General features: G+C 33.2%; 31 protein-coding genes. 29 read left to right on the top strand and 2 right to left on the bottom strand.

The window, feature by feature from the left end; translation table 11 throughout:
* The first annotated feature begins 5 nt into the window (after window positions 1–5).
* The 14 genes from ppa (at window position 6) to KAT95_02205 (ending at window position 12160) form a co-directional block, all read left to right on the top strand.
* A complete protein-coding gene (ppa, locus tag KAT95_02270; protein ID MCK4520672.1) occupies window positions 6–551 on the top strand; it encodes an inorganic diphosphatase in 546 nt (181 codons plus the stop codon).
* Window positions 552–2249 (top strand): indolepyruvate ferredoxin oxidoreductase subunit alpha, encoded by a 1698-nt coding sequence (locus KAT95_02265; protein MCK4520671.1) that lies wholly within the window; start codon window positions 552–554, stop codon window positions 2247–2249.
* 89 nt (window positions 2250–2338) lie between these two features.
* Window positions 2339–2914 carry a hypothetical protein gene (locus tag KAT95_02260; protein ID MCK4520670.1) on the top strand — a complete coding sequence of 192 codons (576 nt, stop codon included), beginning with the start codon at window positions 2339–2341 and terminating at the stop codon, window positions 2912–2914.
* 269 nt (window positions 2915–3183) lie between these two features.
* Window positions 3184–3768, top strand: a complete 585-nt coding sequence (locus tag KAT95_02255; protein ID MCK4520669.1) for an indolepyruvate oxidoreductase subunit beta — start codon at window positions 3184–3186, stop codon at window positions 3766–3768.
* Window positions 3755–5095, top strand: coding sequence for a phosphomannomutase/phosphoglucomutase (locus KAT95_02250; GenBank protein ID MCK4520668.1), 1341 nt, complete (start codon window positions 3755–3757; stop codon window positions 5093–5095). Before KAT95_02255 ends, KAT95_02250 begins: the two co-directional genes overlap by 14 nt.
* Window positions 5095–6294 carry an NTP transferase domain-containing protein gene (locus KAT95_02245; protein ID MCK4520667.1) on the top strand — a complete coding sequence of 400 codons (1200 nt, stop codon included), beginning with the start codon at window positions 5095–5097 and terminating at the stop codon, window positions 6292–6294. The genes KAT95_02250 and KAT95_02245 overlap by 1 nt, the downstream gene beginning before the upstream one ends.
* On the top strand, window positions 6291–7223 hold the full coding sequence (locus tag KAT95_02240) for an FAD-dependent oxidoreductase (GenBank protein MCK4520666.1): 933 nt from the start codon (window positions 6291–6293) through the stop codon (window positions 7221–7223). The genes KAT95_02245 and KAT95_02240 overlap by 4 nt, the downstream gene beginning before the upstream one ends.
* A gap of 49 nt (window positions 7224–7272) precedes the next feature.
* Window positions 7273–7539, top strand: coding sequence for a thioredoxin family protein (locus tag KAT95_02235; protein ID MCK4520665.1), 267 nt, complete (start codon window positions 7273–7275; stop codon window positions 7537–7539).
* Window positions 7540–7542: 3 nt separating this feature from the next.
* A complete protein-coding gene (locus tag KAT95_02230; GenBank protein MCK4520664.1) occupies window positions 7543–7998 on the top strand; it encodes a hypothetical protein in 456 nt (151 codons plus the stop codon).
* A 10-nt stretch (window positions 7999–8008) separates the two neighbouring features.
* Complete coding sequence (locus KAT95_02225; protein MCK4520663.1) at window positions 8009–8839, top strand: hypothetical protein; 831 nt, start codon at window positions 8009–8011, stop codon at window positions 8837–8839.
* 58 nt (window positions 8840–8897) lie between these two features.
* Window positions 8898–9659, top strand: coding sequence for an SDR family oxidoreductase (locus KAT95_02220; protein ID MCK4520662.1), 762 nt, complete (start codon window positions 8898–8900; stop codon window positions 9657–9659).
* 111 nt (window positions 9660–9770) lie between these two features.
* Window positions 9771–10505 carry an ABC transporter ATP-binding protein gene (locus KAT95_02215; GenBank protein ID MCK4520661.1) on the top strand — a complete coding sequence of 245 codons (735 nt, stop codon included), beginning with the start codon at window positions 9771–9773 and terminating at the stop codon, window positions 10503–10505.
* Window positions 10465–11421, top strand: coding sequence for a SufD family Fe-S cluster assembly protein (locus KAT95_02210; GenBank protein ID MCK4520660.1), 957 nt, complete (start codon window positions 10465–10467; stop codon window positions 11419–11421). The genes KAT95_02215 and KAT95_02210 overlap by 41 nt, the downstream gene beginning before the upstream one ends.
* A 151-nt stretch (window positions 11422–11572) precedes the next feature.
* Window positions 11573–12160 carry a uracil-DNA glycosylase gene (locus KAT95_02205; protein ID MCK4520659.1) on the top strand — a complete coding sequence of 196 codons (588 nt, stop codon included), beginning with the start codon at window positions 11573–11575 and terminating at the stop codon, window positions 12158–12160.
* Here the strand turns inward: KAT95_02205 and topA are convergent.
* Both topA and KAT95_02195 read right to left on the bottom strand, forming a co-directional pair.
* Window positions 12147–14192: a type I DNA topoisomerase gene (gene topA, locus KAT95_02200; protein MCK4520658.1), complete on the bottom strand. Its 2046-nt coding sequence runs from the start codon at window positions 14190–14192 to the stop codon at window positions 12147–12149. The two genes, KAT95_02205 and topA, sit on opposite strands and share 14 nt — an antisense overlap.
* Window positions 14193–14201: 9 nt before the next feature.
* The gene (locus tag KAT95_02195; protein MCK4520657.1) at window positions 14202–14771 is read right to left on the bottom strand and encodes an aminoacyl-tRNA hydrolase; all 570 of its coding nucleotides are present in this window, start codon (window positions 14769–14771) and stop codon (window positions 14202–14204) included.
* Window positions 14772–14911: 140 nt separating this feature from the next.
* Here KAT95_02195 and lepB point away from each other — a divergent pair, with 140 nt between their 5' ends.
* From lepB to KAT95_02120, 15 genes are all read left to right on the top strand, one after another.
* The gene (gene lepB / locus KAT95_02190) at window positions 14912–15466 is read left to right on the top strand and encodes a signal peptidase I (GenBank protein ID MCK4520656.1); all 555 of its coding nucleotides are present in this window, start codon (window positions 14912–14914) and stop codon (window positions 15464–15466) included.
* A gap of 4 nt (window positions 15467–15470) precedes the next feature.
* On the top strand, window positions 15471–16751 hold the full coding sequence (locus KAT95_02185) for a histidine--tRNA ligase (GenBank protein ID MCK4520655.1): 1281 nt from the start codon (window positions 15471–15473) through the stop codon (window positions 16749–16751).
* A gap of 1 nt (window position 16752) precedes the next feature.
* A complete protein-coding gene (locus tag KAT95_02180; protein MCK4520654.1) occupies window positions 16753–17109 on the top strand; it encodes a histidine triad nucleotide-binding protein in 357 nt (118 codons plus the stop codon).
* A 9-nt stretch (window positions 17110–17118) separates the two neighbouring features.
* The gene (locus tag KAT95_02175; GenBank protein MCK4520653.1) at window positions 17119–17337 is read left to right on the top strand and encodes a hypothetical protein; all 219 of its coding nucleotides are present in this window, start codon (window positions 17119–17121) and stop codon (window positions 17335–17337) included.
* A gap of 14 nt (window positions 17338–17351) precedes the next feature.
* Window positions 17352–17852: a GatB/YqeY domain-containing protein gene (locus tag KAT95_02170; protein ID MCK4520652.1), complete on the top strand. Its 501-nt coding sequence runs from the start codon at window positions 17352–17354 to the stop codon at window positions 17850–17852.
* Complete coding sequence (gene ybeY / locus KAT95_02165; protein MCK4520651.1) at window positions 17849–18292, top strand: rRNA maturation RNase YbeY; 444 nt, start codon at window positions 17849–17851, stop codon at window positions 18290–18292. The genes KAT95_02170 and ybeY overlap by 4 nt, the downstream gene beginning before the upstream one ends.
* Window positions 18293–18295: 3 nt before the next feature.
* Window positions 18296–19513: a cell division protein FtsA gene (gene ftsA / locus KAT95_02160; GenBank protein MCK4520650.1), complete on the top strand. Its 1218-nt coding sequence runs from the start codon at window positions 18296–18298 to the stop codon at window positions 19511–19513.
* Window positions 19510–20451: a cell division protein FtsZ gene (gene ftsZ / locus KAT95_02155; protein MCK4520649.1), complete on the top strand. Its 942-nt coding sequence runs from the start codon at window positions 19510–19512 to the stop codon at window positions 20449–20451. Before ftsA ends, ftsZ begins: the two co-directional genes overlap by 4 nt.
* The gene (gene trxA, locus KAT95_02150; GenBank protein MCK4520648.1) at window positions 20444–20758 is read left to right on the top strand and encodes a thioredoxin; all 315 of its coding nucleotides are present in this window, start codon (window positions 20444–20446) and stop codon (window positions 20756–20758) included. Before ftsZ ends, trxA begins: the two co-directional genes overlap by 8 nt.
* 4 nt (window positions 20759–20762) lie before the next feature.
* On the top strand, window positions 20763–21038 hold the full coding sequence (locus KAT95_02145) for a ferredoxin:thioredoxin reductase (GenBank protein ID MCK4520647.1): 276 nt from the start codon (window positions 20763–20765) through the stop codon (window positions 21036–21038).
* Window positions 21035–21967 (top strand): tRNA 4-thiouridine(8) synthase ThiI, encoded by a 933-nt coding sequence (locus tag KAT95_02140; GenBank protein ID MCK4520646.1) that lies wholly within the window; start codon window positions 21035–21037, stop codon window positions 21965–21967. Before KAT95_02145 ends, KAT95_02140 begins: the two co-directional genes overlap by 4 nt.
* Before the next feature lie 61 nt (window positions 21968–22028).
* Window positions 22029–22772, top strand: a complete 744-nt coding sequence (locus tag KAT95_02135; GenBank protein MCK4520645.1) for a geranylgeranylglyceryl/heptaprenylglyceryl phosphate synthase — start codon at window positions 22029–22031, stop codon at window positions 22770–22772.
* A 76-nt stretch (window positions 22773–22848) separates the two neighbouring features.
* Complete coding sequence (locus KAT95_02130; GenBank protein ID MCK4520644.1) at window positions 22849–24054, top strand: MFS transporter; 1206 nt, start codon at window positions 22849–22851, stop codon at window positions 24052–24054.
* 4 nt (window positions 24055–24058) lie between these two features.
* Window positions 24059–24565, top strand: coding sequence for a phosphatase PAP2 family protein (locus tag KAT95_02125; GenBank protein ID MCK4520643.1), 507 nt, complete (start codon window positions 24059–24061; stop codon window positions 24563–24565).
* A 5-nt stretch (window positions 24566–24570) separates the two neighbouring features.
* The gene (locus KAT95_02120; protein ID MCK4520642.1) at window positions 24571–25677 is read left to right on the top strand and encodes a hypothetical protein; all 1107 of its coding nucleotides are present in this window, start codon (window positions 24571–24573) and stop codon (window positions 25675–25677) included.
* Window positions 25678–25686 lie beyond the last annotated feature (9 nt).

Here is a 25686-nt window from a genome sequence, read left to right as displayed (position 1 = left end):
AAAATATGACCAATCTTTATAAAGACATTCCAGCTGGCGATAATTTGCCAGAGGAAATAAATGTAGTAATTGATATTCCAAAAGGTTGTGCTAACAAGTATGAATATGATGAAGAAAAAGGATGCTTTAAGTTAGACAGAGTTAATTATTCGTCCTTATTTTATCCTTGCGATTATGGTTTTATACCTCAGACACATTCAGAAGACAGCGACGCTTTGGATGTTTTGCTTTTAACTACTTATCCTACTTTTTCTGGTTGCGTTGTTAAAGCCAGACCAGTTGGTTTGCTTTTAATGAAAGATGAAGCAGGGATTGATAATAAAATTATAGCTGTACCAGTAGAAAAAGTTGATCCGCGATTTAAAGAAATTCAAGACATTGAAGATATTGGTGAACATCATAAGAAAGAGATTAAAAACTTTTTTGAAGATTGTAAGAAATTAGAGCCGGAGAAATATAAATATGTGAAAGTAGAAGATTTTGAGAAAAAAGAAAAGGCAATGGAAATAATTCAAAAAGCAGTTGAAAAGTATAAAACAAATAATAAATAGATGTTTGAAAATATTTTAGAGAAACCAAACAAAAAAGTTATTCTTTTAGGAAACGAGGCAATAGTAAGAGGCGCTTTGGAAGCAGGCGTTCAGTTTGTTTCCACTTATCCTGGGACGCCGGCTTCAGAGATCGGTAATAGTTTTTATCAGATTCAAAACTCTAAAGACAAAATTAAAAGCTTATATTTTGAGTTTTCTGTTAATGAAAAAGTCGCGATAGAAGCAGCAGGAGGCGCTTCTTTTTCTGGTTTGCGCTCTTTGGTGGCAATGAAAAATTTTGGTTTAAATGTTGCTTCTGATTTTTTACTTCCATTGGTTTATTCTGGAGTTAAGGGAGGAATGGTAATTTTAATAGCAGATGATCCTTCCTGCCATAGCTCGGCTCAATCAGAAGAGAACAGCCGGGCTTTTGCGGCTTTAGCCAATATTCCTGTTCTTGAACCGTCAATCCCTCAAGAATGTAAGGATTTTATTAAATTTGCTTTTGATTTATCTGAAAAATTTGAAATTCCGATAATGATTAGAGAGACAACAAGAGTAGCGCACCAAAGCGCTCCAGTCAAACTAGACAAATTAAAAACATTGAGAACAGTTCTCCATGGAAAATTTATAAAGGACAATAAGAAATTTGTAACAATGCCGCCTCGAGTTATGGAAATGCATAAGGAACTTTTGGATAAGATTGAAAAAATACGTGAGTATAGCGAGAAAAGCAAATTGAATTTAATTAGAAGAGAAGCCGGAAGAGACCCGACCTCCGCCAGAATTGGCGGAGGTCGGGTCTCTGCGAAGCTCGGAATTATTACTTCCGGAGTTTCTTATCTCTATGTGAAAGAAGCATTAAAGGAATTAAATATTTCTTTGCCGGTTTTAAAGCTTGGATTTTTTCATCCCTTGCCAGAGAAAAAAATTAAAAATTTTATTAAAAATTTGGATAAGGTTTTAATAGTAGAAGAATTAGAACCATATTTAGAAAATGAAGTAATAAGAATGGCAAAAGAAGTAAATTGTGATTTAAAGATTATTGGCAAAGATTTAGTACCAGAAGTCGGCGAGTTGAAACCTGAAATAGTTATTCAGGCAATCGCCAAATTTACTGATAAAAAATTGGAATTGTTTGGCTCTGCCAGATCTGGCGAAGCTAGAAAAATTCCTCGTCGTCATCCTCAGCTTTGCCATGGCTGTCCTTATTGGTTGGTTTTTGGAGGCGTCAAAAAAGCTGCAAAAGGTATGGATGTAATTTTCGGCGGTGATATTGGCTGTTATATGTTGGCAGGATTTTCTCCCCACAATGTTCAGGATTATCTTTACTGTATGGGTTCTTCAATTGGTATTGCTCATGGGATTAAGAAGGTAAGCGAGCAAAAACTGATTACTTTTATTGGTGATTCAACTTTTTTCCATTCCGGCATTACTGGTTTGATTAACACGGTTTTTAATAAATCAAACCCATTAATAATTATTATGAATAATTCCACTACTGCTATGACTGGCCATCAGCCGCATCCAAGCGCGCCGACTGAACCAGATGGAGTAAGTATTGAAAATATTGTTAAAGCCTGCGGAGTTAAGCATTTAAAAACAATTGACCCGGTCAAACAGGAAGAATTTGTAAAAGCAATTAAGGATTTTTTAAACAAAAAAGAGGTTTCAGTAATAATTGCTAAACATCCCTGCAAATTCGTGCAGAAAAAATAGATTGTTTAACAATTCATCAAAAATTTGATAGGGCTAAAACAGCCCTTTTTAAATTAAGTGTGGGCTGAAAAACAAAAAGAGGTGATAAAATGACAAATCTGAATGGGATAGAAGTAGAAAATAGGTTTTTTGTTTCTTCCGGCGCTTTGGCTTATGGCAATAAATACCTTTGGGCAAAACCGTTTATTGACCCGACTATATTTGGCGCAGTAGTAACCAGGACTCTAACATTGGAACAGCGGCAGGGAAATTTTGGAGTTAGTCCAATAAAACCTAATGGGATTTTAAAACAGACACTTTGGGGTATTCAGATACTGAATGAACGGCCAACAGTTTTGCGAAAAATTCCCAACGGATGGATTAATGCTTTTGGCTGGTGGAATATTGGAATCAAAAGATATATCAGTGAGATTTATCCAAAAACAGAGAAAGTTCCCAAAATTGTCTCTATCGGAGGGTTTTCCATAAAAGAATATCTGGAAATGATCAGGCGGTTGAATGATTTAGCAATAATAGCCATTGAACTAAACGTTTCTTGCCCTAGTGTTAAAATTGACTGGGAAAAAGATGTTCTTCTTTTTAGAAAATTGATGGAGCAATGCAGAGAGGAAAGCAGGCATCCTTTATGGGAAGATAGTTGTAATCACAATTGTTCATCGTCCTGAAAAAGTGCCGAAGAACTATCGTGACCATAAAGTTCTTGCGTTGCTGGAAACAGAAGCCCATAATTGGCCAGCAGAAGAATGTCCACTGTGCAAGAAAGGATCCGAAGCTTTACCGCCAAAACCGAATTGGAAACGATTTGCCAGATTTGTGGCATAGCGGAATAAGGAGATAAAGAAAACAAAAAATAATCCGGTTTTGGTTTTCCAGAACCGTTTTTTTTATTTTCAGGAATTGCGAATCAATACTTTTTGTGCTAAAATAACAAAATATGAAAAAAGAATTTAACATAGTTATTGTTGGGACAGGTGGGCAGGGATTGATTACCCTGCTTCAAGTTTTGGCTGAAGCAGCCTTAATTGAGGGCTATGATGTAAAAACATCAGAGCTTCATGGTTTGTCTCAAAGAGGAGGTTCAGTAGAGGTGCATATTAGGTTTGGCAAAGAAATATCTTCGCCTTTAGTCATACAGGGAGGGGCAGATTTAATTTTGGCATTAGAAATACAGGAGAGTTTGAAAGGCGTTTATTTTGCAAATAAAAATACAATTTTTTTGATAAATAGGTTTTTTATTCCAATTTTAGGAGAGAAATTATTAAAAGAGCAGGAAATTTTAAAATCGCTTAGAAAAATAAGCAATAATATAATTTTAATTCCAGCAGCTGATATTTGTGAAAAAGAGCTTGGTAAAAATGTAGTGGCAGGCGTTTTTTTATTAAGTTATGCTTCTCACAAGAAAATTATTCCTTTAAAGCCAAATTCTATTTTAAAAGCAATGGAGAAGGTGGTGTCAGAAAAATACTTTGAATTAAATAAAAAAACTTTTGAATTTGCCAAAAAATATGACAAAGATTGATCCATATATTTTTAGGGCTTATGATATTAGAGGAATTTATCCTTCTCAAATAAATGAAGAATTTGCTTATAGGCTTGGTAAATCATTTGCAACTTTTAACCAAGGAAAAATTGTGGTTGGCAGAGATTGCAGAATTGGAGGAGAATCTCTGAAAAAGGAATTAGTCAAAGGATTGACTGAAAGCGGCGCTGAAGTGATTGATATTGGGATTGTTCCTACTCCATTAATAATTTTTGTTATCAGCTATTATGGTTTTAATGGGGGAATTTCTATCACTGCAAGCCATAATCCGAAAGAGTATCAAGGTTTTTTACTTTATAATAAAGAAGGTGTAGGAGTTGGAGTAGAAAATGGATTAGAGGAAATTAAAGAATTAATTCTTTCTGAAAAATTCAAAAAGGGCAAAGGTATTATCAAAGAAAAATTTGTTTTAGAGGATTATATTAATTTTATATCTAAGAAAATCACTTTAAAAGAAGCAAATAAAAAAGTTGTTATTGATTGCGGTAATGGTGTTATTTCTACTGTTTTATTTGAGTTGTTAGATAGATTTAATATAAAATACGAGCCCTTATTTTGTGAATTAGATGGAAATTTTCCAAATAGAGAACCAGAGCCCAAAAAAGAGAACTTAAAAGAACTACAAAAGACAGTAATTGCCCAAAAAGCCGATTGTGGATTTGGCTATGACGCAGACGCTGACAGGATTGTCGCCGTAGATGAGAATGGAAAAATCCTTAATTTTGCGCAATTATTCAGTATCTTAATAAAAAGTTATTTAGAAGATAAAAAAGAAAAAGTTGTTCATGATTCTTTGAGTTCAAGCGTAATTGATGAGATAATTAAATATTATAAAGGGCTGCCTATAGGTTGTAGGGTAGGACATGTTTTTATTCAGAAAAAACTTTTAGACTCCCAAGCAGTAATAGGAGGAGAAATTTCCGGACACTATTTCTTTAGAGAAATTTTTGGTGCAGATGATGCCGCTTTTGCAACCTTGAAAATTTTAGAATATTTAGAAAAGAAGAAAATAAAATTATCAGAGGCCTATAAAGATGTTCAAAACTATTATTTTAATTCTATGAGGGTTGAGATAAGAAAAAAAGATAAGTTTAAGTTTATAGAGGATTTGAAGATTAACTTCAGGCAAAAATATAAATTAGATTATTTAGACGGTCTTAAAATTATTTTTAAGGATTCCTGGGTTTTATTTAGAGCGTCTAATACTGAAGCAAAAATTTCTATTGCTTATGAAGCAAAGACAAAAAACGAATTTAAAAAATTAGAAGAATTTGTTTATAAAATCGTAGAAAGAATTCCTAAATAATGACTACTAAAAATACAATTTCTCAAGCAGTTATTTTAGCTGCCGGTAAGGGAACAAGGATTGAGCCACTTACTTTAACCAAGCCAAAACCTCTTTTGAAGATTTGCAACAGAACTATTCTTGAACATAATCTGGACCAGTTAAACGGTTTAGTAAAAGAAGTAATCTTAGTTATTGGATATAAAGGAGAGATGATAAGAAAACTTATTAGCAGTGAATATAAAGGTTTGAAAATAAAATATGTCTGGCAAAAAAATGCCTTAGGAACTGGAGATGCTGCTAAAAAAGTTGCTCTACTATTAAAAAATAAATTTCTACTTTTATATGGTGATGACTTATATTACAGAGAAGATATTAAAAAATGCTTGAAAAAATTTCCTTGTATTTTATTAAAAAAAATAGAGGAACCATCAGCTTTTGGCCAAGTATTAATAAAAAGAAACATAGTTAAGGAATTAAAAGAAAAACCAAAGAAAAATGTAAGCAATTTAGTTAATACAGGCGTTTATTTTTTGGATAAAAACATTTTTCATTTTAAAATAAAAAAATCGTCTCGCAGTGAATACGAATTTACTGATTTTATTAAAGAATTTATAAAAAAAGAAAGGCTATATTTTTCCTTGGCTGAAAATTGGATTCCTTTGCCTTATGTTTGGAACTTGCTTGATGCCAACCAATTTCTAATGGAAAAGATGAAAAAGAAAGTTTTAGGAAAAATAGAAAAGGGTTGCCAGATAAAAGGGAGGATTGTTGTAGAAAAAGGAACTATTATTAAAAAAGGAACATATATTGAAGGACCGGTCTATATTGGCAAGAATTGCCAAATCGGACCAAATTGTTATTTAAGAAAATATACTGATGTTGGAGATAGTTGTCATATTGGCCAGGCCGTGGAAATAAAAAATTGTCTTATTGGGAAAGGAACCAATATTGCTCATTTGAGTTATGTCGCTGATTCTATTATTGGAGATGATTGTAATTTTGGGGCTGGAACAATTACAGCTAATCTAAGGCATGATTATGATAATGTGAAAACAATTGTCAAAGGACAATTAATAGACACCAAAAGAAGAAAATTTGGCACTGTCTTTGGTGATAATGTTAAAACTGGCGTAGGAACTTTAATTTATCCAGGCAGAAAAATTTGGCCTGGAAAATTTACCAGGCCTGGAGAAATAATTAAAAAAGATACAATATGAATCAAAAACAATACGATTTAATAATCATTGGCGGGGGGCCGGCTGGAATAACAGCCGGGATTTACGGAGCAAGAGAAAATCTTGATATTCTTTTAGTCACTAAAGATTTTGGCGGGCAGATTAAAAGAAAATCAATAGAAATTGAGAATTATTCCGGGTTTAAGAAAATTTCCGGGCAGAAGCTAATCCAAAGATTTGAGAGCCATTTAAAGAAATTTAAGATACCAATAATACAAGATAAAGCAGTAAAAATCAAAAAACAAGGAGAGATTTTTTCTGTTTTAACTGAAAACAAAAAACAATTTAAATCATATTCAATTATTATCGCTTCTGGGGCTGATCCAAGGCCCTTGGAGGTTCCAGGGGAAAAAGAACTAATTGGCCGCGGTGTTAGTTACTGCGTGGTTTGCGACGGGCCATTATATAAAAACAAAACAGTAGTTGTTATCGGCGGCGGCAATGCTGGTTTTGAAGCAGCTATTTTTTTAAGCAGGATTGCGGAAAAGATTTGTATTTTAGAATATGGTCCAGAAATAAAAGCTGATGAAACTAATCAAAAAAGAGCTAAGAGAGCTAAAAATATTGAAGTTATCACTAATGCTGAATTAAAAGAAATCAAAGGGAAAAATTTTGTGGAAACAATAGTTTATAAAAATAATAAAAGTAAAAAATTAGAAACTCTTAAAATAAATGGTGTTTTCATTGAAATTGGAAGTATTCCAGCTACTGGCTTTGTAAAAGGATTAATTGATTTCAACAAAAGAGACGAAATTATTATTGATTCTAGAACAGGAGAAACAAAAATTCCCGGACTTTTTGCTGCTGGCGATATTACTGATGAAAAATATAAACAGATTATTATCGCTGCTGGCCAAGGCGCAAAAACTGCCTTATCAGTTTCGCGATATTTACAAAAATTAAAAGAATAATTAGAAAGGTCGTAAATAAAATTTAAAGAGTTATATTTAAAATACAAATATGAAAGTTTTAAAAATTGGTGAAAAAGGATGTGATGATTGCGAGACAATGGTGCCTCGCTGGAAAGAAATTGAAAAAGAATATCCTTGGTTAGAAACAGAATACATTGAAAGAAATGAGCATCCAGAAATTGTAGAGAAATACAATCTTTTGGCTATTCCCAGTTTTATCTTTCTTGACAAAGAAGGTAATGAGATTCGCAGATTTTCCAAAATAGTGGAAAAAGATGTTTTAGTAAAAGCAATTTTAGAGGATAAAGATAAGTAAAAAATGAAAAAAAATACCATTATAATATTTGGTTTTGGGATTATAATTATCGCCATTATTGCTGGCTATTTAGTTTATGCAAAGCAAAATCCAAGCCCGAGCCCAAGCCCGGCTCCTGATCAAAACAAAGTTAATTTAGAACTCTTTGTTTTAGATAAGGAAGGGAGAATAGCTTTAGATGCTTGTTTAGAAAGAGGACTTTCTGATAAAATTATACTTTTAGAATCAAAACATTGCAGCGCTTGTAAAATCGTTGTTCCGAGATTACAAGAACTTGAGATGGAATTAGGGAAGGAAATTATTTATTTAGATTTGTCTAAAGAAGAGGATCGAAATAGGGCTAAAGAATTTAAAATTTGGCCTAAATGGACGCCTACTGTTTTAATAGGTTGTGATGTTTTTATTGGCGCTTATTCTAAAGAAAAATATAAAGAGGCAATAGAAAATTTAAGTCATTAAAAATTAAGCTATGGAAAAAGATAAAATTATCATTGCTGTTTTAATTGCTATAGGGTTGATAGGCCTTTTTTTCTTAGCCAAACAGGCCTCTCCAGAGACCTTTAAAGAGCTCGGTTTGAGTTTGTCTTTACCTTGGTTCACTTTTATTATTGCTATTATTGACGGTTTTAATCCCTGTACTTTATGGGTTTTAACTTTTTTGCTTGTTTTACTGATTTCTGTATCTGAAAGCAGAAAAAGGATATTTATTGTTGGTTTAACTTTTGTATCAGTTATTTTTTTTGTTTATCTTATGTTTATGGCTGCCTGGTTAAATGTATTTCGTTATATAGGATTTATTGATCCTTTAAGGATAATTATTGCTATTGTAGCTTTAATTGCCGGAACAATTAATTGCAAAGAATTTTTCGCCTTTAGAAAAGGTGTCACTCTAATGATTCAAGAAAAGCATAAACCTCTTTTAATGCAAAAGATAGAAAAAATGAAAGAGGTTATAAAATACGGCTCTCTTCCTGCCTTAATCACAGCTTCTGTTGTCCTTGCTCTATTTTCTTCTTTAGTGGAACTGCCTTGCACTGCTGGCTGGCCCATAATTTATACAGGCGTATTGTCAGCAAAAGTTTTTGAAGGAACTATTTCCTATTATATCTATTTATTATTTTACAACTTTATTTACATCATACCTCTTAGCGCAGTGATATTATTATTTGGCTGGTTTTTTAAAGGTAAAAAGATTAGTAAAGAGCAAACACAAATAATAAAACTTATTGGCGGAGTAATAATGATTGCCTTGGGAATAATTTTATTAGTCAATCCAGAATTATTAATGTTAATGGAGTAAAATACCGAGAACCGTTCTCGGAAAAAAGGTCGGTTTAAAATTAAAAAACTCAAAATCTATGTTTGAATTAAAAAACAAAGTAGCTATTATTACTGGTGCTAGAAGAGGGATGGGTAGAACTCATGCTTTGATTTTAGCAAAAGCCGGAGCAAAAGTAGTTGTTTCTGATATTTCTCAGGAGGACTGTGAGAAAGTAGTGGAAGAGATAAAGAAAAATAAGGGAGAGGCAATGGCTGTAAAATGTGATGTTTCTAAAAAAGAGGAAGTAGATGAAATGGTAAAAAAAACAGTGGAGAAATTTGGTAAAATAGATATTTTAGTTAATAACGCTGGAATCTGCCAGTTCAAACTATTTCTGGAATTAACAGAGGAGGATTGGGCTCGAACATTGGATATTAATCTCAAAGGATATTTTCTCTGCGCCCAGGCAGCAGTTAAAGAAATGGCAAAGCAGAAATTCGGAAGAATTATCAATATCTCCTCAGTAGCTATGGGTCAACAGGGAATTGGATTCCCTAATATTGTGCATTATTGTGCTTCAAAAGGCGGAATTATTGGAATGACCGAAGCATTAGCAGTGGAGTTAGCTCCTTATAATATTCGAGTTAATGCCATTGCTCCGGGAATGATTGAAACACCAATGATTGAATCAGTCAAGCAGGACCCTAAAACAATGGAAGGAATGCTGGCTCGAGTCCCAATGCACCGAGTAGGCAAACCAGAAGAGGTTTCTAATTTGGTCTTGTTTTTAGCTTCAGATGAATCCTCTTACATCACTGGCTCTACAGTAGTGATTGACGGCGGCTGGCTATCTGGTTGATCCTTGTAAAAATGAAAAACAAAATCACTAAAGATACGACTTTGGCTGAGGTTTTAAAATAGCCGAAAACAAGAAAGATTTTAGAAGAATATAATTAGAAAAATAATTTTTATGCTTTTAGAAATTAAAAATTTAAAAGTTTCAGGCGATGGTAAGGAGATATTAGAAGGGATTGATTTAACAATAAAAAAAGGGGAGATACAAGCTCTTCTTGGTCCAAATGCCAGCGGGAAATCCACTCTTGCTCAAGTGATTTTAGGGAATCCGAATGTTAAAATTATAGAAGGCAGGATTTTTTTTAATAAAGAAGATATTACCAAACTTTCTCCTGAAAAACGAGTTAAATTAGGGATTGCTTTAACTTGGCAAAATCCGCCAGCTGTAAAAGGAGTAAAACTTTCTCAATTATTAGAGAAGATCCACGCGAGATCTAGAGCGAGAACTGTTCTCGCTCTGATAGAGCGAGAACAGTTCTCGCTCTACTTATTAGATAGAGAGATTAATGTTAATTTTTCCGGTGGAGAGAAAAAAATGTCAGAATTATTACAGATTTTATCTTTAAGACCAAAGCTAGTAATTTTTGATGAGATTGATTCTGGCTTGGATTTAAAGAAAATAAAAGAAGTAGCAGAGATAATTAAAAAAGAACTGCTCGCAAAAGATATTTCAATTCTCTTGATTACTCACTCTGGAGAAATTTTAAAATTTTTAAAACCAAATATTACTAATGTAATAGTTAATGGAAGGATTATTTGTAAAGAAAAAAATTATAAAAAGATTCTGAAAACCATTAAAAGATATGGATATGAAAAATGTAAAAAATGTGAATTATTATCAGATAAATAATCAAATTCCAGAAATTTGTGAGTTGAAAGAAATAGAGATTCTTCCTTCTGAATTGGCTTGGCAGAAATATAACTGGACTAAAGAATATTTTTTTAAAAAACCAAAAAGCGGCTATTTTATTTGGGTTAAAGAACAACCTCAACAGCCCATTTTTACTTGTATTACTCTTGCTAATAAAAGCATAAAGCAGGAGCTTCAGAATCTTTTAATTGTAGAAAAGAATTTAAAAGTAGAGCTCCAAGGAACTTGTAATGCTTTAAAAAAGAATTTAGCTGGAATACATCAGGCAAAAGGGAAGATTATTTTAAGACAAGGATCAACTCTTCAATATAGACATATTCACTCTTGGGGAGAAAGAGATATTGTTGAGCCAAATTATGAGTTTTTCTTAGAGAAAAAGGCGAAATTAGATTATAGTTATAAAGTTTTTTCTCCTCCTAAAAAATTAAAGATGAAAACATTAATTACTCTTTTGGAAGGATCCTCTGCTAATCTGAATATTGTGGGAAAATTTTCTCAAACCAAAACAGAATTTGAAGAGACATTAATTCTAAAAGAAAAAGGTGCTTCTGGAATAGTGAAATTAAGATTAGTTGGAGATAAAGATAGCGAAATTACTGCTCGTTCTCAAGTTATAGCCGAGTCTGAAAGCAAAGGTCATTTGGACTGCCAGGGGTTATTAGTTGACCCCGAAGGATCCCGCAGGGGCGGGACCTACGGGGCAGGCAAAGCTTCTGTAATAAGGCTTATACCAGAGCTTATTTGCAAACACCCAAAAGCTCAAATTACTCATGAGGCCTCAATTGGAAGAATTTCAGGAGAGGAATTAAATTATTTAAGAATGCGTGGATTAAACGAAAAAGAAGCCATTAATTTAATTGTTAATGGATTTTTAGAAAGACCTATTGCGAAATAATTTTTCGTAACGAAATCACAAAATTTTGAGCGAAAATTATGAAGAATGAGGAGGTTATACATTGTATAGCGCGCATCTCTGAATGATTTGCAGCCAAAATTCTGGGATTGCAGTAGAAAAGATTATTTTGCAAGAGGTCTAAAAAATAATTATGGAGGAACTTAAAAAAATAGAAAAAGAACTTAAAGAAATAAAAGAGGAAGTTCTCCAATGTAAAAAGTGCTCACTTTATAAAACACGAGGTCTGCCTGTTATTGGACAGGGAAACCATGAAGCAGAAATAATGTTTATTGGCGAGGCGCCTGGTGCGTCAGAAGACAAGACTGGTCGGCCTTTTTGCGGAGCAGCTGGTAAAATTTTAGACGAGCTTTTAAGCTCTGTAGGAATTAAGAGAACAGATGTCTATATTTGTAATATCCTGAAATGCCGTCCTCCAGAAAATCGCAATCCTAAAACAGAAGAAATAGAGGCCTGCACTTCTTATCTTTTGAAACAAATTGAAATCATAAAACCCAAAGCAATTTGCGCTTTGGGTAATTTTTCTACAGCTTTTATTTTTGAGAAATACGGCCTGAAAGATAAAATTGAGGGAATAAGCAAGATTCATGGAAAAGTTTTTGAAGTGAGAGAATTTAACAGGGTGAAAATTGTTTCTCTTTATCATCCAGCTGCAGCAACCTATAATCCAAGCATGAAGGAAATTCTCAAAAAAGATTTCCAGATTCTTAAGAATCTCTAACATAATCGCATTCCTTGTTTGAGCATTTGATTTTGCCTTTTTTTGTTTGAATTAAAAGAGAACCGCATTCAGGGCATTTTTCATTTATAGGTTTGTCCCATAAGGCAAAATCGCATTCCGGGTAGCGATTGCAAGCGTAAAAAATTTTTCCTTTTCTAGTTCTTTTTTCAACTATTTCTCCTTTTTCGCATTTTGGGCATTTTATTCCAAGCTTTGGTTTCTCTATTGGTTTGGTATATCTGCATTTTGGGAAGCCGGAACAAGCGTAAAATTTTCCATATCTGCCCATTTTTTTTATCAATGGCGAGCCGCATTCAGGGCAGTTTTCATCTGTTTTTTCTTCAGCAATTTCTTTTTTATCTATTTCTTTTTCTTTTGCCTTTAAGTTTTTTTCAAAAGGTTTATAAAATTCTTGTATTACTGGAACCAATTTTTTCTTGCCTTCAGAGATTTCATCTAAATCCTTTTCCATTTCTGCTGTGAATTTCATATCTACAATTTTAGGAAAATGTTCAACCAAAAGATCATTTACAATAATTCCTATTTCTGTCGGTTCAAACTTTTTATTTTCATTTTTCTGAACATAATTTCTATCCTGAATAGTAGAAATTGTTGGCGCATAGGTTGACGGCCTGCCAATGCCGTTTTCTTCCAAAACCTTAATTAAACCAGCTTCAGTATAGCGAGGCAACGGCTGGGTAAAGTGCTGGGAAGGAACAAGCTTTTTTAATTTTAAAACTTCATTTTTTTCTAAAATAGGTAACTCTGATTCCTCAAATTTCAAAGGGTACACTTTTAGAAAACCATCAAACTTCAATACTTGTCCAGAAGCCCTAAAAATATAGTTTTTGGCAGAGATGTCAACAGTAGTGGAATCGAAACGAGCTTGGCTCATTTGACAAGCAATAAATCTTCTCCAAATCAAATCATAGAGCCGAAATTGATTATCATCTAGTTTTTCTTTTATTTTGTTTGGCTTTTTATCAGGATAAGCAGGCCTTATAGCTTCGTGGGCTTCTTGAGCTGCTTTTGTTTTTGTTTTGTATTTTTTCAAAAATCCAGCCCAATATTCTTTTCCAAAGCTATTAATAATAAATTTTTTAGCGGAAAATAAAGATATTTCAGATAAATTTAAAGAATCGGTTCTATGATAGGTGATAAATCCTTTTTCATAAAGCTGCTGGGAAATTCTCATTGTATGTCTTACTGGCCAACGCAGCCTTCTCCATGATTCTTGCTGTAAAGTAGAAGTAGTAAATGGAGGCAAAGGATTTCTTTTAGTTTCTTTTTTTTCAATATTTGAAATTTTGTATTCTGCTCCTTTTAAATCTTCAATTATTTTTTCTGCTTCTTTTTTTACTTTAATCCCTAATTTAGGAATTACTTTGCCGTTTTTTTTAACCAAAAGCGCTTCAATACATCGAGAACTGTTCTCGATGTATTTTTCAAGATGGGCGATAATTGTCCAATATTCTTCTGGCTTAAAATTTTCAATTTCTCTTTCCCGATCTACCACAAGCCGAACTGTCACTGACTGAACCCTTCCTGCAGAGAGCCCTCTGGCAACTTTTTTCCATAAAAGAGGGGAGAGTTTATAGCCAACTAAACGGTCTAAAATTCTTCTTGCTTGCTGGGCGTCAACAAGATCCATATCTATATCACGAGGATTTTTTAGTGCTTGTTCAATCGCCTGTTTAGTTATTTCATGAAAGACAATCCTCTGATGTTTTTTACCATTTGAATTTAAAATCTGGCTTAGATGATAGGCAATTGCTTCTCCTTCTCTGTCTTCATCAGTAGCCAGAATAAGCAGGTCTGCTTTTTGAGAATCTTTTTTTAAAGAGTTAACAGTTTTTCTTGCTTTTAAAGGGATAATGTATTTTGGCTTAAAATCGTTTTCTATATCAATTCCTAATTCGCTTTTCGGCAAATCGCGGATATGGCCATATGAAGAAATGACCTTGTATTTAGGCCCTAAAAATTGCTGAATTGTTTTTGATTTCGTTGGACTTTCTACAATAATTAAGTTCATAGAAAAGATTTATTTATTAAATTCTGACATTGTTTTTTCAATGCCTTGTTTTATTGCCATTTCAATTGCCTTGCAGGTTTTTTGCACAGTTTCTTTTATAACTTTTTTTTCATCTTTTGTAAATTTTTTTAAAACAAAATCCTCAATATTTTGGATTTCCAGTTCTTTATTTTTAATTCCAATTCTAAAACGGATAAAGTTTTTATTGCCAATCTCATTAATAATTGACTGTACTCCTTTGTGTCCGGCAGAGCCGCGGTTTTGAACGATTTTCATTTTTCCTAATCCCAAATCCAAGTCGTCATGAATAACATATAGTTCTTGTCTCTTGTCTCTTGTCTCTTGTTGCATGATTTTTACTGCTTTGCCTGACTCGTTCATAAAAGTTTGCGGTTTTGCTAAAATTATTTTTTTGCCTGTTAAAGTGCCTTCTGAAATTTCTGCTTTAAATTTCTTTTTTAATTGCCAATCAGAAAAACTATGAATTTTTTTAAATTCATCTAAAACCATAAATCCAACATTATGCCGCGTCCTTTTATATTTTTCTCCAGGATTGCCTAACCCCACTATAAGAATCATTTAAACATTTAAACATTCAAACATCTAAACATTTTTGATTTAATTTTGTTAAAATGTTTATATGTTAAAATGTTAGTATGATTTTTCTATTATAGCACTTCCCTTGTAAAAATAAAAAAAGTTGTTAGAATAGAATTAGTATGAAATTCTTAAAAGGGACATTATCATTTATCTGGGAAATTTCTAAAATCGTTATTATTGCCTTGCTGATAGTAATTCCTATCCGTTATTTTATATTCCAGCCGTTTTTTGTTAAAGGCCAATCCATGGAGCCGAATTTCCATAATGGCGATTACTTAATTGTTGATGAGCTCTCTTATCGTTTTTCAGCTCCTGAAAGAGGAGAGGTAATTGTTTTTAATTATCCTAACAATCCTTCTCAACGTTATATTAAAAGGATTATTGGTTTGCCAGAAGAAACAATAAAAATAGAAGATAAAAAAGTAAACATTCTAAGTAACGATTATGAATTTATACTAAATGAATCGATGTACCTTTCTGAGTTTGTGCAAACACCAGGGAATATTACGGTTTCTTTGGGAGAAAACGAGTATTTTGTTTTAGGCGATAATAGAGATGCTTCTTTTGATTCGCGAAAATGGGGCGTTCTGCCAGAAGAAGATATTATAGGCAGAGTAATTTTTAGAGCCTGGCCAGCTAAAGCTTTGGCTAAGATAGAAATACCAAATTATTAGATCCATGAGGAAGCCGAAATTTCAAACCCTAACTGGAATGCACGATATTTTAGGCGAAGAGCAGAAATATTTTCAAAAAATTTTTGATGTATCTAAAAATATTGCTGATTTCTATGCTTTTGAAAAAATTGATACACCTATTATTGAGTATGCTGAGCTTTTTGAGAAAGGAACTGGTCCAACTACTGATATTATTCAGAAAGAGATGTATGGCTTTAGAACCAAGGGAGGAGATTTAGTAACCCTAAGGCCGGAAGGAACTCCTTCTATTGTTCGAGCTTATATTGAGCATGGCATGCAGTTTTTGCCCCAACCAGTAAAGCTTTGGCATTTTGGTCCATTTTTCAGGCATGAACGTCCGCAAACAGGCCGTTATAGAGAATTTCATCAGATAGATTTTGATATTTTAGGCGAGGAAAGTCCAGTTATTGATGCTCAGATTATTCAAATTTTTTATAATATTTTAAAAGAATTAAAAATTAAGGATATAATAATAGAGATAAACAGTGTTGGAGACTCCCAGTGCCGTTCATATTACAGAAAGCTATTAGTGAGTTATTTGAAAAATAGAGAGGGTTTGCTATGCTCTAATTGCAGAAAACGGCTTAAAGAAAATCCTTTAAGAATATTGGATTGTAAGGAGGAAAGGTGCCAGAAAGTAGTGGATCAAGCGCCTCAAATGATTGATCATCTTTGCGATGAATGCAAGCAGCATTTCAAAGGAGTTCTGGAGTTTTTAGATGACATGCAGCTGCCTTATAATCTTAATCCATATTTGGTTCGCGGGCTTGATTATTACACTAAAACCGTTTTTGAGATCTATCAGGACACAGAAGAAGGAAGAAAGCAAGGCGCTTTATCTGCTGGAGGAAGATATGATAGATTAGTTAAACTTTTGGGAGGCAGGGATACTGGAGCTTGCGGCGGGTCCTTAGGCATAGAAAGAGTGGTTAATATAATGAAGAATATGGGGCTATATCCATTTCATCCGTCTTCCCCTCGGATTTTTTTAGCTCAATTAGGCGCACTTTCCAAGCAAAGAAGCTTGAAACTCTTCGAGGAATTCAGAGAAGCTAAGATTCCAGCAGCTGAATCATTTAGCAAGGATTCTTTAAAAACACAATTAAGAATAGCTGATAAAATAGGTGTTGATTGGACTTTAATCCTTGGCCAGAAAGAGGTTTTTGAAGGAGTAATAATTTTAAGAGAAATGAAAACAGGCAAGCAGGAAACAGTTAAATTAGATAAAATAGTTGATATTATGAGGAAAAAACTTAGAAAATAATATGGCTTGTTTATTTTGTCAAATTATCAATAAAGAAATACCGGCTGATATAATCTATGAGGATGAAAAATTTGTAGTTTTCAAAGATATTAAACCCAAAGCTCCTATCCATCTCTTAATTGTTCCTAAGAAACATATTCCTTCTGTCCAGAATTTAGAATTGGAAGATAAGGAACTAATAGGAGAATTATTTCTCCTTGCCAAAAAAATAGCCCAAGAAAAAGGCATTGCCGAGAAAGGATATAAATTAGTTTTTAATGTGGGAAGAGGTGGCGGACAAATAATAGACCATCTTCATCTGCATTTAATTACTGGTTGGAAAACTCCAAAAGAAAGGGATATTCCCGGAATGCCATAAGATTAAAACATGCCTATTAAAATAGAAAAACAATTAAGAGAAAATTCTCAATCTTTGACAAGACGCTTTTCAAGAAGAATCAAGCAAAGCGGGATTTTGCGCCGGGCAAAAAAAATTAGATTTAGGAAAAGGCCAAAAAGCAAGCAATTAAAGAAAAAGGGAGCTTTAAGAAAAGAGGAGCTAAGGAAAGAATATGAAGAATTAAAAAAACTTGGCAAGGAAAAATAATAATTACTTGGGTTATGAATGAATTAAAAGAGAAAATTCAAGAGAGCTTAAATTCATCCCTGAAAAACAAAAGAGAGATTGAATTATCAACCTTAAGAATGTTAAGCGCTGCAATTTTGAATAGAGAAAAAGAAAAAAGATTCAAAACGACCAAGGAAAAGCCTGATTTAAAAGAAGAGGAATTAGTAAAAGAAAGCCAATTAAATGACAAAGAAATAATAGAAGTCATTTTTTCAGAAATCAAAACAAGAAAAGAAGCGATTTTTGAATATGAAAAAGGAGAAAGGCAGGACCTGGCAGAAAAAGAAAAAAAAGAACTTGAGGTTTTAAAAAAATACTTGCCAGAGCAGCTTTCTAAAGAAGAGCTTAAAAAAATAATAGAAGAAAGTATTAAAAAAGTTGGGGCAGAGTCAATAAAAGATATGGGCAGGGTTATAAAAGAGCTAGTGCCGCAAATAAAAGGAAAGGCAGATATGAGCGAGATAAGTAAAATGATTAGAGAATTATTGTTATGATTGAAATTAATAATCTGACAACTAATTCTGTAGATGAGAAATTTTTGAAAAAAACTGCTAAAATAATATTAAAAGGCGAGGCAAAGAAAGAAGCTAATGTATCAATTGCTTTTGTTGGACAGGGAAGAATGAGGGAAATAAATAAGAGATATCGAGACAAGAACCGAGTTACCGATGTTTTAAGTTTTCCAGAATCAAAGGTTTTATTACAGAAATTTAAGGTAGGTCCTACTCAAAGAATTCAAGGATTAGGAGAAATAATTATTTGCCTGCGCGAGGTTAAAAAAAATGCTAAAAAATTTAATTCTTCTTTTAAGAAAGAGTTAAATAGAGTTTTAATTCATGGAATTCTGCATTTGTTAGGATATGACCATGAAAAAACAGAAGAAGAGGCAAAGCAGATGGAAGAAAAAGAAAAATATTATTTATCAAAAGTTTAAAATATGAAACAATCTTTCATCACTGGTTTGGATATAGGGACTGGTTCTATAAAAGGTTTGACTATTTTAAAGAGACAAGATTCTCAAAGTTTTGAAGTTTTGGGAAGATCAGAGAAGTTCTCTTTAGGGATTAGAAAAGGAGTGATAGTTGATCCTGAAACAGTTTCTAAAAATATTCGCTTAGTGATAAACCAACTTGAAAACGAATCAGGGCAGAAAATTCAGGATGTTTATGTTAATTTAGGCGGAGGACATATTTTTTGCGTTCCATCTCATGGAACTGTGGTTGTTTCCAGGGCTGACCAGAAAATTTCTAAAGAAGACATTGACAGAGTTCTTCAATCTGCCCAAGCCTTTTCTCTGCCTTTAAATAAAGAGATACTTGAAATTTTTCCTAAAGAATTTATTGTTGATGGAGTAAAAGAAATAAAACAAGTTGAAGGAATGAGGGGGGTAAAACTGGAAGTAGATGCTTTAGCTCTTTGCGTTTTTGCTCCTTATTTAAATAATTTAACTAAAGCTGTTGAAGGTTCAGATGTCCAAGTGGGAGATATTATCCCATCTGCTTTAGCGTCAGCCAAAGCAGTGCTGACTCCGCATCAAAAAGAATTAGGCGTAGTTCTAGTAGATATTGGCGCTGGCACTACTTCTTTAGCTGTTTATGGGGAAGGGGACTTGATACATAGCGCTGTTTTTCCTATTGGTTCTGCACATATTACCAATGATATTGCTATTGGTTTGCAAACCGATATTGATATTGCTGAAAAAATCAAAAAGCAGTTTGGCACTTGTATTCTCAATAATACTGGAAGAAATAAAAAAGAAAAAATTTTATTATCTAAAGGCACGCCTTTGGTTTTTTCTAAAAAAATGCTTACAAAAATTATTGAGGCAAGAGTCTCTGAAATTTTTAATTTAGTCCAGAAAGAAATCAAAAAAATATCTCCGCAAGTATCGTTTCCAGCAGGTATTGTTTTAACCGGCGGCGGCGCAAAAATGCCAAAGATTGTAGAATTTGCCAGAAAAGAATTAAAGCTTCCGGTTCGGCGCGGATTCCCACAAGGTTTTTCAGAAATAGAGCAAGATACTTCTTTAAGCACTGTCTGCGGTTTGGCGTTAGAAGGAGCAGATTGGTCTAAAGAAGCAAGTTTTCCCGGCTTTAGTGCTGGGAAAGGTATCATCGGAAGAATCAAAAAAGTTTTTAAAATTTTTATACCATGACAAATTTAACTAAAATAAAAGTAATAGGGGTTGGCGGGTCTGGCTCTAATGCTGTTTCTCGGATGATGAAATGTAAAATTCAAGGCATTGATTTAATTGCTTTGAATACTGATGTTCAGGATTTAGCAAAAACGCAGGCGCATAAAAAAATTCGTATTGGCAGGGAAGCAACTAAAGGTTTGGGCGCTGGAATGAATCCGGAAATAGGAAAAAAAGCAGCTGAAGAAAATAGAGAAGAAATTGAACAGATTTTAAAAGATTCTGATATGGTTTTTATCACCTGCGGATTAGGCGGAGGCACAGGAAGCGGCGCTGGCCCAATGGTAGCAGAAATTGCTAAAAAACAAGGAGCTTTAACTATTGCTGTAGTTACAAAACCATTTTCTTTTGAAGGCAACCAGCGGCAGTTAATAGCTGAGAAAGCATTAGAAAATTTTAAAGATAGGGTAGACACTTTGCTTATTATTCCCAACGACAAAATCCTTTCTCTTATTGACCAAGAAACAACATTACTTTCTGCTTTTTGGGCATGCGACGAAGTTTTAAGGGAAGCGGTTCAGGGGATTTCTGACTTAATTGTTTTTCCGGGCATTATTAATGTTGATTTTGCTGATTTAAAAGCAATTATGAAAAACTCTGGTCCTGCCTTGTTTGGTATTGGTTATGGAAAAGGAGAAAACAGAACAGAGGAAGCAGTAAACAGAGCGATTAATTCTCCATTGCTTGATTTTTCAATTCATGGGGCAAAAGGTATTTTATTCAATGTTAGTGGAGGAAAAGATATTAGCTTGGATGAAGTAAACGATATTGCAAATATCATTACGAAAAACACTAATTCCAAGGCAAAAATAATTTTTGGGGCAGTTCAGGACAAAAGCTTGGCGCCTGGAGAAATAAAAATTACAGTTATTGCTACTGGTTTTAATAATAATGATTGATTTAAATGACCAAAATTTTAAAGAGGAAGTGTTGGAAAGTAACAAGCCTGTTTTAGTTGATATGTATACTAATTGGTGCCCTCCATGCAAAGTTATTGCTCCGATGGTAGAAAAAATAGCCGAAGATTATCAGGAGAAAATTAAGGTCGGGAAACTTAATGTAGACGAAGCAAGAGGAACGGCTATGACTTATGGTATTGAGGCGATTCCTACCTTAATGATTTTTAAACAAGGCCAAGTAAAAGATAGAATAGTCGGTCTTGTTCCTTATGAAGTTTTAATAAAAAAAATAGAAGATAGTTTTTAATTATATGGATGATAAAATAGAAGCCCTACTTAAAGAATATAATATTTATGCCCAGGAAAATGGTTTTGAATTGAACCAGAACAAGGAAGTCGTAGTGGGTCTGATGAGAAAATTATTAGATAATGAAGAGAAATATGGTAAAAAGTTTTGTCCTTGCCGAGTTATTACAGGAAACCACGAAGAAGATGACAAGAAAATTTGTCCTTGTATTTTCATGAATTCTGAAATAGAAGAAAAAGGGCATTGCCATTGCGGTTTATTTTTAAAACCCGTTAGATGAAAAAGATTAAAGCTATAATCTTGTTTTCAGGCGGGTTAGATTCAATTTTAGCTGTTAAGCTTTTGCAAGAACAAGTGGTAGAGCTTTTGGGAATAACTCTCAAAAGTTATTTTTTTGATGAAGAGCAAGCAAAAGAAGCTGCTAAACAAATAAAATTGTCGCTAAAAGTTATTGATTTTTCAGAAGAACATTTAAAAATAGTGAAAAAGCCAATTTATGGCTATGGGAAGAATATAAATCCTTGCATTGATTGCCATATATTAATGCTGGAAACAGCTAAGAAAACAATGAAGAAACAAGGATTTAATTTCATAGTCACTGGCGAGGTTTTAGGCGAGAGACCAATGAGCCAGAATAGAAAAGCATTAGAATTAATAGAAAAACAATCTTCTTTATCTGGATATTTATTGCGGCCTCTGTCTGCTCAATTGCTGAAACCTACCATTCCAGAGAAACTGGGCTGGGTGAATAGAAAAGAATTTTTAGATATTTCCGGCCGTTCAAGAAAAAAACAGATTGCTTTAGCTAAAAAATATAAGATGAAAGAATATCCTGCGCCTTCTGGCGGCTGTTTATTAACTGATCCAGAATTTAGCGAGCGATTAAAAGAACTATTGAAAATCTATCCAAAATGCAAAGAAAATGATATTGAATCATTAAAATTCGGCAGGCATGTATGGCTTGATAAATCAAAGGTTGTTATAGGCCGCGATGAAAAAGAAAACAAAAAAATTAGGAAAATTGCTTTTGGGCGGGATATTTTAATTGAAATGAAAAATTATCCTGGACCCTTAACTTTAGTTAGAAATTATAGTAAAGCAAGAATTTCTGAAAAAGTTATAGAAAAAGCTAAAAAACTGACTCAATATTATTCAACCAAAGCCCGTCAGAAAAAAGATATAGAGTTTAGAATTACAGCCAAAATTTGACAAAATTTTTTGTGATTGGTAAGATGAAATATCTTTAACAAAAATATATGGGGTGAGTAAAATGAAGGTATTTGAATATCTGATGGATAAACTAGAAAAAGAGCGATTGCATTTCACCTTAATTGATCCCGAAAAACAAAATACGAAAAGATCTAAGGATTTAGCCAGGGTGGCAAAAGAAGCTGGGACTGATGCTATAATGGTTGGAGGCTCTACTCCAATAGAGCAGAAGATTTTAGACCGGACTGTAATAGAAGTAAAAAAAACAGAGTTACCGGTAATCTTATTTCCTTCGAGTGCTAACTTTTTGAGTAGGTATGCCAACGCTATATTTTTCTTGAGTTTGTCAAATTCAAAAGATAGAAGGTATTTGGTCGGAGAGCAAGTGAAAGGAGTATCAATTATAAAAAAGATAGGGATAGAGCCAATTTCAGTGGGTTATATATTGGTTAAGCCAGGGATGAAAGTCGGAGAGATAGGTCGTGCAGATTTGATTCAAAGAGAAGATATTGATTTGGCGGCCAGATACGCCTTAACAGCTCAGTATTTCGGTATGAAATTTGTCTATTTGGAAGCCGGTTCCGGTTCTCTACTTTCGGTGCCGGATAAAATGATAGCTGAAGTCAAGAGAAATATAGATATTCCTTTAATCGTAGGTGGAGGAATAAGAAGCGATAGGATTGCAAAGGAAAAACTAAAAGCTGGGGCTGATATTTTAGTTACCGGTAACATAATTGAAGGACAATTGACCAAATTACAAGATATCATATTAGCCACAAAAAGAGGGAAAGTAGGGATAGGGTGAGTAATAGATAAAAATTAAAGCTGGCGGTAAATAGTCAGCTCTTTTTTATTCTTTGAAATTAAGATATAATTGAGAAATGACTTTTTCTAATATAAATCCAGTTTCATATTTATTTTTCTTCCTGAAAAGAGAATCAGATAGATTTTTTACTAGCATGGCTATACGAGGTTTTGGATTTGGGATGATTACTATATTTGTGCCGATTTATATCTATCAACATTTTAATTCACTGCCTTTAACTTTTTTATTCTTCGCCGGAATTTATGGATTACAAGGAGCCTTAGCGCCATTTGGAGGTCAGATAATGATGAAAATTGGCCTTAAAAAAGCTATGCTTGTTTCTCTGCCATTTTTTTGGGGATTTTATATCTGTCTGCTTTATTTTAATATTTCTCAGTTTTTTATTTTTCTATCAATAATCTTATATGTGTTAGGAATAATTTTTTTCTGGCCTGCTTATCACACCAATTTTGCTCGTGTTTCTGAAGGAAAAAAATTAGGAAAAGAGGTAGGCAAGCTTAATTTTGTAGTTGCTTTGCCAGGAATTTTAGCTCCAGCTATTGGAGGAACTATTATAGCTCTTTTCGGATACCCAGCTTTATTTGTAACGGTTTTAGCTGTCCTTTTCAGCTCAGCTATTCCTTTATTTTTATCCAAAGATATTCATCAAATTTATACCGACTCTTATCTCGGTGCCTATCAAAGAATATTTAAAAAAGAAAATAGATATCATAATTTAGCTTTTGCCATTTTGGGAATAGAGGGAACAATAAATAACTGCATTTGGCCTCTATTTTTAGCTATTTTAGCTATTGGCTATATCACTATTGGAAGCGTGGCTACTGTAGCTTTAATGATCTCTTTATTTTTTACTTTGTATATGGGCAGAATTACTGACAAAATGAACAAAACCAAACTTTTAGCTATTGGTTCAGTGCTTACTTCTGGCGCCTGGCTCGGAAAGTTTTTTGTATTCAACCCCATTTCTGCTTTTTTGGCTCAAGGTTTTTATAGATTTGCTAGAACCTCTGCGGGAATTCCTTTTCAAACTATTTTATATCAAAAAGCAGAAGATAAAGGCGCAGAAATTGATGAATTTATTATTTATAGAGAAATGGCGATAGCGCTTCCTCGTTGCGCTTTTCTTATAGTTTTAGCAGGACTGTCTTTGGTTATTTCTAACATAAACTTTGCCTTTATTTTGGCGGCAGTGTTTTCGTTAGGATTTATATTTATGGGAAAAATCCCAGAATTTAAATCCTGGTTTGGGAATAAAAAATGAAACAATGGATATAGATTTTTATTTATTTCAAATAGTAAATAATTGGGCAGGGCAGTATGCCTGGTTAGATAGTTTAGGTATTTTTTTTGCCAAGTATTTTGAGTATGCTTTAGTTTTTTGTTTATTCTTCTTTCTAGTAAAGAACTTCAAGAGATATTGGCCAATGGTTTGGCAGGCGATTTTAGCCGGCATTCTTTCCCGTTTAGTTTTTACAGAAATCATTCGCTGGATTTTGCCAAAAGCCAGACCCTTTATTGATAACGATGTTAATCTTCTCTTAACTCATGCTCCTACTTCTGCTTTTCCTTCAGGGCATGCCGCTTTTTACTTTGCTTTATCAACAATAATTTATTTTTACAATAAAAGAGCTGGCATTTTATTTTTTATAGCCAGTTTTTTAATTTGTTTAGCCAGAGTTTTTTGCGGGATTCATTGGCCCTTAGATATTTTTGCTGGCGCTGTTATTGGCGTTTTCTCTAGCTGGCTAATAATAAAAATTTTCAAAAAATAAATCTAATGGAAAATTTGAAAGAAAAAGTTGGGCAATTGTTTATTTGTAAAACCCCGGATAATATCGACCAAATTGAAATGTTTATAAAGGAAGGAATTGGCGGATTTATGATTGGTAAAGGCGGTGAAATCGTTTCTGAAAGTCAATCAACATTAGAAGGAGATAGCTCGGAATCGTTAAAACGATTTGTAAAATTATTGAATAGATTATCGCAGAAAAATAAAAAAATCCCTTTGTTTTTGGCAATTGATGGGGAAGGAGGAAAATATTTCAACAGGCTAAAATCTATCTCTGATTATAAATCTCCACGTTTCTATGGAAAGAAATTTGAAAAAGATAGGAATTTAGAATTCTTTAAAAAAGAAGTTGGAAAATTTGCTAAGTTAATGAATCAAATTGGGTTTAATATGAATTTTGCGCCATTGGTTGATTGTGCAAAAAAAGGGTATAAAGGATATGTGGCAGAGGAAAGAGTATTGATTAAAAATAAAGATGATTTGACAAAATCTGAAACTATAGCAGCATGCAGGTCTTATTCTGACAAAATGGAAACAGTAATCACATTGGGCTTGACTGCAATGCGAATTTTTCAAGAACAGAATATTATACCAACATTGAAACATTTTCCTTCATATGGAATTTTGAAGAAGAATCAAAATCCACACAGAATTCTGCTAAAATTAGCTATTCTTAGAAATAAAATTTTAGCACAGATTGAGCCATATAAAAAAGCTTTTAAAAATGGGTGCTATGCTATAATGAAAGGACATATAATAACTTGTTTGGATTGGAATGTGCCTACATCACTTTCAGTCAAAATTGATAAATTTCTAAAGAATGAATTAAGTTTTAATGGTTTGGTAATTGTGGATGAATTACATATGGGCGCAATAAGACAATATTATAGACTGGACCATAAAGAAGTTCCTAAAAGAGCTGCTGTTGATGCATTAAAAGTTAATGATATTATATTAACCAGTCATCCGGAAGATTTTATTGTTATGCGGGATGCGATTATTAAAGAAGCAAATAAAAATGAAAAATTTTTAGAGAGAGTTGACGAAGCATACAAAAAAATATTATATTATAAAAAAATCATAAATTTACTATAATGGCAAAAA

The sequence above is a fragment of the Candidatus Parcubacteria bacterium genome (genome assembly GCA_023131895.1).
GTDB lineage: Bacteria > Patescibacteriota > Minisyncoccia > Minisyncoccales > JAGMDC01 > JAGLYZ01.
The sequence above is the reverse complement of the archived record's forward strand: the minus strand, read 5'-3'. Positions and strand labels throughout refer to the sequence as shown.

Excerpts from the sequence above, each read along its gene's own strand:
- ppa (MCK4520672.1), top strand. The coding sequence starts at position 6 with ATGACCAATCTTTATAAAGACATTCCAGCTGGCGATAATTTGCCAGAG.
- KAT95_02245 (MCK4520667.1), top strand. The coding sequence starts at position 5,095 with ATGACTACTAAAAATACAATTTCTCAAGCAGTTATTTTAGCTGCCGGT.
- topA (MCK4520658.1), bottom strand. The coding sequence starts at position 14,192 with ATGAACTTAATTATTGTAGAAAGTCCAACGAAATCAAAAACAATTCAG.
- KAT95_02120 (MCK4520642.1), top strand. The coding sequence starts at position 24,571 with ATGGAAAATTTGAAAGAAAAAGTTGGGCAATTGTTTATTTGTAAAACC.
- KAT95_02180 (MCK4520654.1), top strand. The coding sequence starts at position 16,753 with ATGGCTTGTTTATTTTGTCAAATTATCAATAAAGAAATACCGGCTGAT.
- KAT95_02235 (MCK4520665.1), top strand. The coding sequence starts at position 7,273 with ATGAAAGTTTTAAAAATTGGTGAAAAAGGATGTGATGATTGCGAGACA.
- ybeY (MCK4520651.1), top strand. The coding sequence starts at position 17,849 with ATGATTGAAATTAATAATCTGACAACTAATTCTGTAGATGAGAAATTT.
- KAT95_02170 (MCK4520652.1), top strand. The coding sequence starts at position 17,352 with ATGAATGAATTAAAAGAGAAAATTCAAGAGAGCTTAAATTCATCCCTG.
- KAT95_02215 (MCK4520661.1), top strand. The coding sequence starts at position 9,771 with ATGCTTTTAGAAATTAAAAATTTAAAAGTTTCAGGCGATGGTAAGGAG.
- trxA (MCK4520648.1), top strand. The coding sequence starts at position 20,444 with ATGATTGATTTAAATGACCAAAATTTTAAAGAGGAAGTGTTGGAAAGT.
- ftsZ (MCK4520649.1), top strand. The coding sequence starts at position 19,510 with ATGACAAATTTAACTAAAATAAAAGTAATAGGGGTTGGCGGGTCTGGC.
- KAT95_02130 (MCK4520644.1), top strand. The coding sequence starts at position 22,849 with ATGACTTTTTCTAATATAAATCCAGTTTCATATTTATTTTTCTTCCTG.
- KAT95_02250 (MCK4520668.1), top strand. The coding sequence starts at position 3,755 with ATGACAAAGATTGATCCATATATTTTTAGGGCTTATGATATTAGAGGA.
- KAT95_02140 (MCK4520646.1), top strand. The coding sequence starts at position 21,035 with ATGAAAAAGATTAAAGCTATAATCTTGTTTTCAGGCGGGTTAGATTCA.
- KAT95_02210 (MCK4520660.1), top strand. The coding sequence starts at position 10,465 with ATGAAAAATGTAAAAAATGTGAATTATTATCAGATAAATAATCAAATT.
- KAT95_02230 (MCK4520664.1), top strand. The coding sequence starts at position 7,543 with ATGAAAAAAAATACCATTATAATATTTGGTTTTGGGATTATAATTATC.
- KAT95_02125 (MCK4520643.1), top strand. The coding sequence starts at position 24,059 with ATGGATATAGATTTTTATTTATTTCAAATAGTAAATAATTGGGCAGGG.
- KAT95_02260 (MCK4520670.1), top strand. The coding sequence starts at position 2,339 with ATGACAAATCTGAATGGGATAGAAGTAGAAAATAGGTTTTTTGTTTCT.
- lepB (MCK4520656.1), top strand. The coding sequence starts at position 14,912 with ATGAAATTCTTAAAAGGGACATTATCATTTATCTGGGAAATTTCTAAA.
- KAT95_02265 (MCK4520671.1), top strand. The coding sequence starts at position 552 with ATGTTTGAAAATATTTTAGAGAAACCAAACAAAAAAGTTATTCTTTTA.
- ftsA (MCK4520650.1), top strand. The coding sequence starts at position 18,296 with ATGAAACAATCTTTCATCACTGGTTTGGATATAGGGACTGGTTCTATA.
- KAT95_02145 (MCK4520647.1), top strand. The coding sequence starts at position 20,763 with ATGGATGATAAAATAGAAGCCCTACTTAAAGAATATAATATTTATGCC.
- KAT95_02195 (MCK4520657.1), bottom strand. The coding sequence starts at position 14,771 with ATGATTCTTATAGTGGGGTTAGGCAATCCTGGAGAAAAATATAAAAGG.
- KAT95_02205 (MCK4520659.1), top strand. The coding sequence starts at position 11,573 with ATGGAGGAACTTAAAAAAATAGAAAAAGAACTTAAAGAAATAAAAGAG.
- KAT95_02240 (MCK4520666.1), top strand. The coding sequence starts at position 6,291 with ATGAATCAAAAACAATACGATTTAATAATCATTGGCGGGGGGCCGGCT.
- KAT95_02185 (MCK4520655.1), top strand. The coding sequence starts at position 15,471 with ATGAGGAAGCCGAAATTTCAAACCCTAACTGGAATGCACGATATTTTA.
- KAT95_02225 (MCK4520663.1), top strand. The coding sequence starts at position 8,009 with ATGGAAAAAGATAAAATTATCATTGCTGTTTTAATTGCTATAGGGTTG.
- KAT95_02220 (MCK4520662.1), top strand. The coding sequence starts at position 8,898 with ATGTTTGAATTAAAAAACAAAGTAGCTATTATTACTGGTGCTAGAAGA.
- KAT95_02135 (MCK4520645.1), top strand. The coding sequence starts at position 22,029 with ATGAAGGTATTTGAATATCTGATGGATAAACTAGAAAAAGAGCGATTG.
- KAT95_02255 (MCK4520669.1), top strand. The coding sequence starts at position 3,184 with ATGAAAAAAGAATTTAACATAGTTATTGTTGGGACAGGTGGGCAGGGA.
- KAT95_02175 (MCK4520653.1), top strand. The coding sequence starts at position 17,119 with ATGCCTATTAAAATAGAAAAACAATTAAGAGAAAATTCTCAATCTTTG.